The sequence below is a fragment of the Phenylobacterium sp. genome (genome assembly GCF_036495085.1).
Lineage (GTDB): Bacteria > Pseudomonadota > Alphaproteobacteria > Caulobacterales > Caulobacteraceae > Phenylobacterium.
In genome coordinates this window covers 24,169-33,958 of the sequence record NZ_DASXNL010000027.1, presented here as the reverse complement: position 1 = coordinate 33,958, position 9,790 = coordinate 24,169, and the positions used below count along the sequence as shown (strand labels likewise).

Below are 9,790 nucleotides of genomic sequence, written 5' to 3'. Positions count from 1 at the left end.
AAACTCCCGGCGGAATAGGTACGGCGTGGCGCGTCCGCGAACGGCGGCCCCGCCTCCTCGATCGCCACGACCCTGCCTGTGGCGCCGCAAGTAGGGCACTCGACGTCAAAGCTCAGTCGATGATTTGCGGCCATAGGTACTGGGTCCTTTGCGTCGGGAAATCGAGACTGCGCCGCTTCGGGATCGAGCACTAGATGCCGCGCACAGGCCGACCGCCGGTCGGTCACGAGCCAGAGGTCGCGCTTGTCGCCACCGGTCGCAGACGTTCAACTTAGCGACAGAAGGTGGCCTTCTGGATCTTTGAACCAGCAGACGCCCGTCGTCCCACCGGGCGGCGTCCATACGCCCGGTTCGTCCTGTTCCATGCCGTCGAACCGCTCGAAACACACCCCTTTCGCCGCAAGTGACCTTGCAGCTGCCCGTACGTCGGGGACCGTCCAGCCAAGCACCGAGAAGGGATGTGGCGTACAGGCGCGCACCTTCTGTAGCCGAAGGGACCCGGCGCCCGTGCGGTAGGTAATGGCGAACTGGTCTTCCGAAGCGAGCTCCAGGCCAAGGACGTCCGAATAGAACTGCTTCGCCGCTTCCGGCCTCGTCGTCGGCAGCATGGCCGTGATCGTGCAGTCGCCCAGCATCAGGGCCTCCTGATCATCGCGGCGATCATAGTAGCTACCTCGCGCGTCGCGGTGGAAGTCCCAGGTGCTGATGGAGGCCCCAAGCCGAGGGCCTCGCCCGTCGCCCCAAGGCCCACGCGACCGGCTGCCGCAGGGATCAAGGAGGAATCCCGCTAGCCCAGGCGTCACCTCAAGCGCTTTTTCGCCCGATTTTAGAGGCCCGTTTTCCGCTAACCACTTAAAATTATTGGTAGGCCGGGTGAGGTTCGAACTCACGACCATTCGATTAAAAGTCGAATGCTCTACCACTGAGCTACCGGCCCACAACGCGGGTCCGAAGGGCCCTGGCGAAGCGGCGCGGACCTTAGGCGCCGCGTCGGCCGCACGCAAGGGTGCGACGCCGCTTATCTGCGGCGCCGCTAAGCGCTACAATGCCGCCTGCTGTCCGCTAGATTACGACCTGATGCGCTACGCTGTCCTCCCTGCTGTCGCCGCCGCCTTGATGATCAGCGGCTGCACGACCACGCGGGCCGATGGATCACCCAAGGTGGAGACCACCACCGAAGCCGATCGCGCGAACCTGAAGGGCGTGGCAGAGGCGCCGCTGCGGGACCTGAATGTGCTGCGCACAAAGATCCCCGAGGTGTTGCTGCAGGCCATGGCCGATCCTTACGAGCGGCCCCCCTCGCAAACTTGCGCACAACTCAGCGTGCTGCTGGAGCCGCTAAACGACGCCCTGGGCGCCGATCTCGACGCCCCCCAACCCGACTCGGACGATCTCCTGGGCCGCGGGCGCACCACGGCGATGGGCCTGATGGCTGGCGCCGCCTCGGACGTAATCCCCTTCCGCGGCTGGGTGCGCAAGCTCACGGGAGCTGAGCGCCATGACCATCTGGTGCAGGCCGCCATCACCGCCGGAGCTGTGCGCCGGGCCTACCTCAAGGGGCTGGGCGAGGCCAAGGGCTGCGATCCGCCGTCGACGCCCTCGCACATACTCGCCGGCAGCCCAGTGATCGATCAGTCGATGAAGCCCCGCTACCCGATCCGCTGAACCTGCCGACCTGCGAACTCCCTTCGAAATTCGTCGATCCGACCTTCCGCGATCGCCTGGCGCAACGCGCTCATCAGTTGCTGGAAGAACGCAAGGTTATGCCAGGAGAGCAGCACCTGCCCGAGAATTTCCTCGGACTTCACAAGGTGATGCAGGTAGGCCTTGGAATAGTCGCGTGACGCCGCGCAGAAGCTGGTTTCGTCCAAGGGGCTGTCATCGTCGGCGAAGCGCGCGTTCTTGAGGTTGACCGAGCCCTCCCAGGTCCACGCCTGCCCGTGGCGGCCGGAGCGTGTAGGAAGGACGCAATCGAACATGTCGACGCCCCTGGCGACAGCCTCGACAATGTCGATCGGCTTGCCGACGCCCATCAAGTAGCGCGGCCGCTCGGGCGGCAGCATGGCCGGCGCAAAGTCCAGGACCTCCACCATTCCCTGATGCCCCTCGCCTACCGCGAGGCCACCGATCGCGTAGCCGTCGAAGCCCGTCTCGATCAGACGCTCGGCAGACTCCTTGCGAAGGACGTCGCAAGTTCCGCCCTGCTGGATGCCGAATAGGGCTTGGGCGTCGCGCGTTCCGAACGCCCTTTTCGATCGTTCGCCCCAGCGCGCGGAACGCCGCATGGCGTCGGCCGTGCGGTCCTGGCTGGCCGGCAGCGCGACCAGCTCATCGAGTTGCATGACGATGTCCGAGCCGAGGAGATCTGCCTGGATCTCGACGGAGCGTTCGGGGCTCAGTACATGGCGGGAACCATCGATATGGCTCTGGAAGGTGACCGCGTCCTCCGTGACCTTCGAGATCCTGGACAGGGACATCACCTGAAAGCCGCCGGAATCGGTCAGGAGCGGCCGTTCCCAGCGCATGAACCGGTGCAGGCCGCCGAGCCTTGCGACCCGCTCGGCCGTCGGACGCAGCATCAGGTGATAGGTGTTACCCAAGATGATGTCGGCGCCGGTGGCGTCGACCTGCTCGACGGTCAGCGCCTTGACCGTTCCGGCCGTGCCGACCGGCATGAAGGCCGGTGTGCGGATCTCGCCTCGCGGCGTCGCAAGCACGCCTGTCCTGGACTTGCCGTCGGTCGCCGCAATGGTGAAGGGGAAGGCGGCCATCAGGCCGCTTTCCAGAGCAGGCTCGCATCGCCGTAGGAATAGAACCGGTATCCGGTGGCGATCGCGTGGGCGTAGGCGCTGCGCATCGTATCCAGCCCGGCAAAGGCGCTGACCAGCATGAAAAGCGTCGACTTCGGAAGGTGGAAGTTGGTCATCAGGCCGTCCGCGGCGCGGAAGCGATAGCCCGGGGTGATGAAGATCGCGGTCTCGCCCTCGAAAGGCCGGATCACGCCATCCTCGCCAGTCGCCGATTCCAATAGCCGCAGTGAGGTGGTGCCGACGCAGACAATACGTCCACCGGACCGTCGAGCGTTGTTCAGCCGGTCCGCTATCGCTGAGTCAACTTCTCCCCACTCGGCGTGCATCCGGTGCTCGGACACTGTCTCGGTTTTCACCGGCAGGAACGTGCCCGCTCCGACGTGCAGGGTAACGAAAACCGTTTCCACGCCGCGTTCGGCGAGCTGCGCGAAAAGTTCCGGCGTGAAGTGCAGGCCCGCCGTCGGCGCCGCCACCGAACCGTCCTCGTCGGCATAGACGGTCTGGTAGTCGCGCCGGTCCTGCTCATCCTGTGCGCGCTTGGCGGCGATGTAGGGGGGCAGAGGCATCGCGCCGCGCTCGGCAATGGCCGCGTCCAGGTCGGGGCCGGCCAGGTCAAAGCTCAGCGTAACCTCTCCACCCTCCCCCTTGCCGGTCACCGTGGCGTCGAGCGCGCCCAGGAAGCAGGCCCGGTCGGCTTGCTCGCCGAACACGATCCGATCGCCTTGCGCGAGCCGTTTGCCCGGCCGCATGAAGGCGGTCCATTGGTGGGCCGCGAGCCGCCGGTGCAGGGTCGCCTCGACCGCCACCTGATTTCCGTCCCGATGGCGCACGCCCTTGAGCCTGGCCGGAATCACGCGGGTGTCGTTGAGCACCAGTATGTCGCCAGGCCGGAGCTCGCCCGGCAGATCGCTCACCAGGAGGTTCCGCAGGGCCTCGCCCGGCGACACCAGCAGAAGGCGCGCAGCGTCCCTCGGCTTCGCGGGCCGGAGCGCGATGCAGTCGTCGGGGAGGTCGAAGTCGAAATCGGCAAGCTGCATGGAAGGGGCGTGAAGGCCACGCGCGGCCTTTCCCGTCAAGTCGCGGACCGTGCTACGGAAGGACCCAGATGGTTTCCCCGCGACTGTTGCTCACCGCCTTGCTTGGGCCGCCGATCCTGGTCGGTGCGACGCTCTGCGCGTTCGCCGCAGGCCTGGCCCAGCTCGGGCGGTGGAGCCCGACCTGGGATCTCCTTACCCACCTCGCGCCGATCTACTTGGCGGTCGGCGTGGCGGCCAGCCTGATGGCTCTGGTGTTCGCCGGGCGCCTACGCATGCCCGTCCTTGCGGCAGGCTTGGCGTGCACCCTGGCCGCAGCCTTCCTGGTGGCGCCTGAGTACATCCGCTCGACCGGACCCAAAGCGCCGCCTGACGCACAGCCGACCTTCAAGGTTGTCCAGTTCAATGCTTGGGACGGGGCGGGAGGGACAAACCGTCCGCTGGCCTGGCTGGGCGTCGAGAAGCCGGACGTGGTGGTCGTGGAGGAATCCAACGGCCGGTTGCGTCAGGCTTTCGAGCAAGCCGGATGGTGGTCGGTCTCCGGGCGTTCCAGCGTCATGCTATTCACCCGCCAGCGCCCCCTCGAGATCATCCGGCCGCGCGACAACGCCACCGGTCCTCTGGAGATGAACGGAGTGGTGCTTTCGACGCCCGCCGGCAGGGTGACGGTATTGGGCGTGCATGCGCCCTGGCCGACCCAGCCGTCGCTTCAGGCCGAACACGACGCATTCATGCCGATCATCCGCAGCTACCCAGCGTCTCTGACCATCCTTGCAGGTGACTTCAATTCCACGCCGTGGTCGTTCGCGCGGCGTCGCGACGACGTTGGTTTCGGATTGATACGACGCACCCGTGCGCTGTTCACCTGGCCGATCGCCGGACGGAGTCCCGCAATCCCCATTCTGCCGATCGACCACGTCTACGCGGGGCCGGGCTGGGCGACGGTGAAGGTGGAGCATGGGCCCCCTCTGGGGTCCGACCATTACCCCGTGTTGGTCACGCTGGCGCCGGCCGCGCGGTCCTGAGGCCAGCATCCAACCGGTCGCGTAAGGCGGCGTGGCGGCCTCGGAGGTTTGGTCCGCCCACGTCGTCGGTGGGCGCGCCGGAGCTCACGAAGACCTCCCTAGCGGGCGAGCCCTTAGGCGTCCGCGGCGACCTTCATAGAGATGATCTTGCCCGGATCGCGTGGCGGCTCACCCTTGGGCAAGGCGTCAATATGTTCCATGCCCTCCGTGACCTCGCCCCAGACCGTGTACTGATTGTCGAGGAAACGCGCGGAATCGAAGCAGATGAAGAACTGGCTGTTAGCCGAATTGGGGTTCGCCGTCCGCGCCATCGAACACACCCCGCGCACGTGAGGCTCCTTCGAAAACTCGGCCGGCAAGTCCGGTTTCTTCGACCCGCCTGTTCCGGTTCCGGTCGGGTCGCCGCCCTGGGCCATGAAGGCCGGGATCACGCGGTGGAAGACGACGCCATCGTAGAAGCCTTCCCGGGCCAGTTCCTTGATCCGCGCCACGTGGCCGGGGGCAAGGTCGGGACGCAGCTTGATGGTCACCGGTCCGGTGGAGAGCTCCATGATCAGGGTGTTCTCAGTGTCCATCATTGCACCTCCACAGGAATATCTACATTGCAAGCCGAGAAGGCCGCGCCCTTGGACGCGCGCACCTGCTCGACCTGAGCCTTGAACCACGGTCCCTTCGGATCGATCACCCGAACCTTGGGCCGGTCCTTTTCAGGCAAATCGGCGAGCAGGCGAACACGTTCCATGCGGTCCTGCGGATCGGCCACCGGCTCACCCACCTTGATCGCCTTGACGACGTCCTGGCCGCTGATCACCCGACCCCACGCGGTGTACTTCTTTTCGAGCGAGGGAAAGGCCGCGCGCATCAAGAAAAACTGGCTGTTTCCGGAGTCCGGATTGTCATCCCGGGCCATGCCCGCCACGCCTGGGCAGTAGAGCGACCAGGCCGTGACCTTCTGGTCCTTGGTCATGGCGCCGAGCATCATCGACTGGCTCATCACCGGCATGGATTTGATGAAGCCGACCTCGGCCACGGTCTGGTCGGCCACCATGACGAAAGGCAGATCCGGGCCCCGACGGAAGGTGAATTCCGCTGTCACGTTCGGCTTGGACGAGCCGCCCTGCCCCGAGTTCTGTGGGTCTCCCGTCTGATCCATGAAGTCCTCGATCACCCGGAAGAAGCGCAGGCCGTCGAAGAAGTTCTCGTGCGCGAGCTCGCGCATCCGGGTGACGTGCTGTGGCGCGATCTCGGGGATCATCTCGACGAGGATGCGGCCCTTGTTGGTGTCGATGACCAGGACGTCGTTGGGGTCCGGCACGCGCCAGTCGGCCGGGCCGGGCGCTGACGGCGCAGCCGCCGCCGGGGGGGCGGGAGCGGCCTTCCTGGGTGCGGCAGCGGCTGATGTGGCGACGGCGACGGCGCAGGCGGCGAGTAGGACTGTTCTCATGACGCTCACTCGTAATGGCCGAAGGCGCCGGGGGCCAGCGGCAGGATCAATGACGGCCCACCTTGGCGAGAAGCCGGTCCTTGACGCCCGGGCTGACGAAACTGGTGACGTCACCGCCGAGGTGCGCGATCTCCTTGACCAGCTTGGAAGCGATCGCCTGGTGGCGCGGATCGGCCATCAGGAACACGGTCTCGATCTCGCGGTCCAACTGCTGGTTCATGGCTGTCATCTGGAACTCGAACTCGAAGTCGGCGACCGCGCGCAGCCCGCGGACGATAATGCCGGCGCCAACCTCGCGGGCGAAGTGCATGGTCAGGCCTTCGAAGGGCTGCACCAGAATCTCGGCGCGGTTGCGCAAGGGGGCCACGGCCTCCTCGACGATCGCCACGCGCTCCTCGAGATCGAACATCGGCCCCTTGCCGGTGTTGATGGCGACGCCCAGGACGAGCTTGTCCACCAGCTTGACGGCACGCCCGATGATGTCGGTGTGTCCGTTGTGAATCGGATCAAAAGTGCCCGGATAGAGCCCGACACGGGTCATGCGGCTTGGTCCCCCAACTCCCGAATGTCGGCTTTCGCTGCGGAGCGCGCTTCTGGCAAGGGGAAACTTGCCGACGGTCAGTCCTCAGACGGCTCCGGCGCGTCCCCGTCCCCCGCTGCTTCGGCTTCGGTCACATCGTCGTCCTCGTCCTCATCGGTGTCCGCCAAGCGTTCGACTGAGACCACGTGCTCCTGCTCGGAGGTACGGAATACGATGACGCCCTGGGTGTTGCGTCCCGCCAGGCGAACCTTGCGCACCGGCGTCCTGATCAGCTGGCCCTGGTCGGTCACCATCAGGATCTGGTCGCTCTCATCCACGGGGAACGAGGCCGCCAGCCGACCGCCCTTGCGCGTGAGATCCTGCGCCAGCAGCCCCTGGCCGCCGCGGCCGGTGCGACGGAACTCATAGGCCGAGGTCCGCTTTCCGTAGCCTTCCGTGGAGACGGTCAGGATGATTTCTTCCGCGGCGCCCAGTTCAGCGATCCGTTCAGGGGTGAGGCTCACCTGGTCTTCGCCCGCGATCTCCTCTTCCTCGATCGCTGACGCCTCTTCGCTGTCGTCGCCCTCGGTGGCCGTTCGCATCAGCTTTGAGTGCTTCAGATAGGCCGTGCGCTCGGCGGGCGTAGCCGGCACCGCGCGCAGTATCGCCATCGAGATCACGCTGTCGCCCGTCGCCAGCCGCACGCCCCGCACGCCGGTCGAGTCGCGGCCGGCGAAGACGCGGACCTCGTCCACAGCGAAGCGGATGCAGCGGCCAAGGGCCGTGGTGAGCAGGATATCGTTCTCGCCGGCGTTGCAGACACCGACGCCGATGATCTGGTCGCCCTCGTCCAGCTTCATGGCGATCTTGCCGTTGCGCTTGATGCCGATGAAGTCGGAGAGCTTGTTGCGTCGCACGCCGCCCGAGCGGGTGGCGAACATCACATCGTACTGGTCCCAGGTCGCCTCGTCCTCAGGTAGCGGGAGGATCGAGGTCACCGTTTCACCAGGCTCGATCGGCATCAGGTTGACGAACGCCTTGCCGCGTGAGGTCGGCGTGCCGACGGGCAGGCGCCAGACCTTGAGTTGGTAGGCCTTGCCGCCCGACGAGAAGAACAGCACCGGAGTATGGGTGTTGGCCGAGAACACGCGGGTGACGGCGTCCTCGTCCTTGGTCGCCATGCCGGAACGACCCTTCCCGCCATGCTTCTGCGTCCGATAGATCGATAGCGGCGTGCGCTTCACATAGCCGCCGTGCGTGACGGTGATGACCATGTCATCGCGGACGATCAGATCCTCGTCCTCGACGTCAGCGTCGCCCTCGACGATTTCGGTGCGGCGCGGCACAGCGAAGGCCTCGCGGACCTCCACGAGTTCCTGGCGAACGATCGCCATCACCGCGGCGCGGGACGCCAGAAGCTCGAGGTAGCCCTGGATCGCGTCGGCCAGCGTACGCGCTTCCCCAAAGATCTCGTCACGCCCAAGCCCCGTCAGGCGTGAAAGCGTCAGCGCCAGGATGGCGCGCGCCTGCTCGTCGGAGAGTCTGATCTTGTTCCCGTCGATCACCAGGGTGCGCGGGTCGGCGATCAGCTCGACCAGCGGCAGCATGTCGCCGGCCGGCCAGTCCTTGGCGATCAAGCGCTCGCGGGCCTCCGTCGGGTCCTTCGACGAACGGATGATGTGGATGAACTCGTCGATATTGGCCACGGCGATGGCCAGGCCGACCAGCACGTGGCCCCGATCGCGCGACTTCGAGAGTTCAAATTTGGTGCGCCGGACGACCACCTCTTCGCGGAAATCCACGAAGGCCGTGACCATGTCCTTCAGGCCCATCTGCACCGGCCGCCCACGGTTCAACGCCAGCGCATTCACGCCGAACGAGGATTGCAGCGGGGTATATCGGTAGAGCTGGTTGAGGATCACCTCGGCGCTGGCGTCGCGCTTCATTTCGATGACGATACGCATTCCCTGACGGTCGCTCTCGTCCCGCAGGTCGGAGATGCCTTCGATCCGCTTCTCGCGCACCAGCTCGGCGATCCGCTCGACCAGGGCAGCCTTGTTCAGCTGGTAGGGGATCGAGTGGATGATGATCGCTTCGCGTTCTTTGCGGATCTCCTCGATGGAGGCCTTGCCGCGCATAATCACCGAGCCGCGCCCGGTCATCAGCGCCTGGCGCGCCCCGGTCCTGCCGATGATCTCGCCCCCGGTCGGGAAGTCAGGACCGGGAACGATGTCGAGAAGGGCCTCGAGGGTGACCTCGGGATCGTCGACGTAGGCCAGGCAGGCGTCGATCACCTCGCCCAGGTTGTGCGGCGGGATGTTGGTCGCCATGCCGACGGCGATACCGCCGGACCCGTTGACCAGCAGGTTTGGAATGCGCGAGGGCAGCACCACGGGCTCGCTCTCGGAGCCGTCGTAGTTGTCCTTGAAGTCGACGGTATCCTTGTCGAGGTCCGCCAGGATCGCGACCGCGGCCTTGGTCATCCGCGATTCGGTGTAGCGCATGGCCGCCGGCGGATCGTTGTCCACCGAGCCGAAGTTCCCCTGGCCGTCGATGAGCAGCAGGTTCATCGAGAACGGCTGGGCCATCCGCACCAGGGTGTCGTAGATCGCCTGGTCGCCGTGCGGGTGGTACTTACCCATGACGTCGCCGACCACGCGGGCGGACTTCACGTAGGATCGATCGGGCGTGTGGCCCTGCTCTCCCATCGAGAACAGGATCCGCCGGTGAACCGGCTTTAGGCCATCTCGAACGTCAGGCAGCGCGCGGCTGACGATCACGCTCATGGCGTAGTCGAGGTAGGAGCGTTTCAGCTCGTCTTCGATCGCGATAGGGGCGATGCCCCCATGCCGGTCGGCCGGCGGGGTGATGCTGTCGTCGGTCAAGATGGGGATTTAGCCGTTAGAATCGGACTGCTTCAGTGGGGGTCATGATTAGCACTGCCAAGGCCTGCAAGC

Annotated in this window: 9 protein-coding genes and 1 tRNA gene; 2 read left to right on the top strand and 8 right to left on the bottom strand. The window is 65.9% G+C overall.

The annotated features are described in order from the left end of the window. Positions 1-266 precede the first annotated feature (266 nt). Both VGI62_RS04475 and VGI62_RS04470 read right to left on the bottom strand, forming a co-directional pair. The gene (locus VGI62_RS04475) at positions 267-635 is read right to left on the bottom strand and encodes a VOC family protein (RefSeq protein WP_331503190.1); all 369 of its coding nucleotides are present in this window, start codon (positions 633-635) and stop codon (positions 267-269) included. A 227-nt stretch (positions 636-862) separates the two neighbouring features. Next, positions 863-937: transfer RNA gene (locus tag VGI62_RS04470), tRNA-Lys, on the bottom strand. A gap of 140 nt (positions 938-1,077) precedes the next feature. On the opposite strand from VGI62_RS04470, the gene VGI62_RS04465 reads away from it, so the two are divergent. After that, positions 1,078-1,665, top strand: coding sequence for a hypothetical protein (locus VGI62_RS04465; protein ID WP_331503189.1), 588 nt, complete (start codon positions 1,078-1,080; stop codon positions 1,663-1,665). Here the strand turns inward: VGI62_RS04465 and tgt are convergent. Then, positions 1,650-2,771 (bottom strand): tRNA guanosine(34) transglycosylase Tgt, encoded by a 1,122-nt coding sequence (gene tgt / locus VGI62_RS04460; RefSeq protein ID WP_331503188.1) that lies wholly within the window; start codon positions 2,769-2,771, stop codon positions 1,650-1,652. The genes VGI62_RS04465 and tgt overlap by 16 nt on opposite strands. Further along, on the bottom strand, positions 2,771-3,847 hold the full coding sequence (gene queA, locus VGI62_RS04455; protein ID WP_331503187.1) for a tRNA preQ1(34) S-adenosylmethionine ribosyltransferase-isomerase QueA: 1,077 nt from the start codon (positions 3,845-3,847) through the stop codon (positions 2,771-2,773). Before queA ends, tgt begins: the two co-directional genes overlap by 1 nt. 68 nt (positions 3,848-3,915) lie before the next feature. Here queA and VGI62_RS04450 point away from each other — a divergent pair, with 68 nt between their 5' ends. Next, entirely contained in the window at positions 3,916-4,869 is a 954-nt protein-coding gene (locus VGI62_RS04450; protein ID WP_331503186.1) for an endonuclease/exonuclease/phosphatase family protein, read from the top strand. A 113-nt stretch (positions 4,870-4,982) separates the two neighbouring features. Here the strand turns inward: VGI62_RS04450 and VGI62_RS04445 are convergent, their stop codons facing one another. The 4 genes from VGI62_RS04445 to gyrA all read right to left on the bottom strand — a co-directional run bounded on the left by VGI62_RS04445 (position 4,983) and on the right by gyrA (position 9,718). After that, positions 4,983-5,447, bottom strand: coding sequence for a peptidylprolyl isomerase (locus VGI62_RS04445; RefSeq protein ID WP_331503185.1), 465 nt, complete (start codon positions 5,445-5,447; stop codon positions 4,983-4,985). Further along, complete coding sequence (locus VGI62_RS04440; protein ID WP_331503184.1) at positions 5,444-6,313, bottom strand: peptidylprolyl isomerase; 870 nt, start codon at positions 6,311-6,313, stop codon at positions 5,444-5,446. Before VGI62_RS04440 ends, VGI62_RS04445 begins: the two co-directional genes overlap by 4 nt. Positions 6,314-6,359: 46 nt before the next feature. After that, positions 6,360-6,854 (bottom strand): pantetheine-phosphate adenylyltransferase, encoded by a 495-nt coding sequence (coaD, locus tag VGI62_RS04435; protein WP_331503183.1) that lies wholly within the window; start codon positions 6,852-6,854, stop codon positions 6,360-6,362. A gap of 77 nt (positions 6,855-6,931) precedes the next feature. Further along, positions 6,932-9,718: a DNA gyrase subunit A gene (gene gyrA / locus VGI62_RS04430; protein WP_331503182.1), complete on the bottom strand. Its 2,787-nt coding sequence runs from the start codon at positions 9,716-9,718 to the stop codon at positions 6,932-6,934. Positions 9,719-9,790 lie beyond the last annotated feature (72 nt).

What these genes read in the sequence shown, in the direction of transcription:
- tgt (WP_331503188.1), bottom strand. Translation starts at nt 2,771, where the DNA reads ATGGCCGCCTTCCCCTTCACCATTGCGGCGACCGACGGCAAGTCCAGG.
- queA (WP_331503187.1), bottom strand. Translation starts at nt 3,847, where the DNA reads ATGCAGCTTGCCGATTTCGACTTCGACCTCCCCGACGACTGCATCGCG.
- VGI62_RS04445 (WP_331503185.1), bottom strand. Translation starts at nt 5,447, where the DNA reads ATGATGGACACTGAGAACACCCTGATCATGGAGCTCTCCACCGGACCG.
- VGI62_RS04440 (WP_331503184.1), bottom strand. Translation starts at nt 6,313, where the DNA reads ATGAGAACAGTCCTACTCGCCGCCTGCGCCGTCGCCGTCGCCACATCA.
- VGI62_RS04475 (WP_331503190.1), bottom strand. Translation starts at nt 635, where the DNA reads ATGCTGGGCGACTGCACGATCACGGCCATGCTGCCGACGACGAGGCCG.
- coaD (WP_331503183.1), bottom strand. Translation starts at nt 6,854, where the DNA reads ATGACCCGTGTCGGGCTCTATCCGGGCACTTTTGATCCGATTCACAAC.
- VGI62_RS04450 (WP_331503186.1), top strand. Translation starts at nt 3,916, where the DNA reads ATGGTTTCCCCGCGACTGTTGCTCACCGCCTTGCTTGGGCCGCCGATC.
- VGI62_RS04465 (WP_331503189.1), top strand. Translation starts at nt 1,078, where the DNA reads ATGCGCTACGCTGTCCTCCCTGCTGTCGCCGCCGCCTTGATGATCAGC.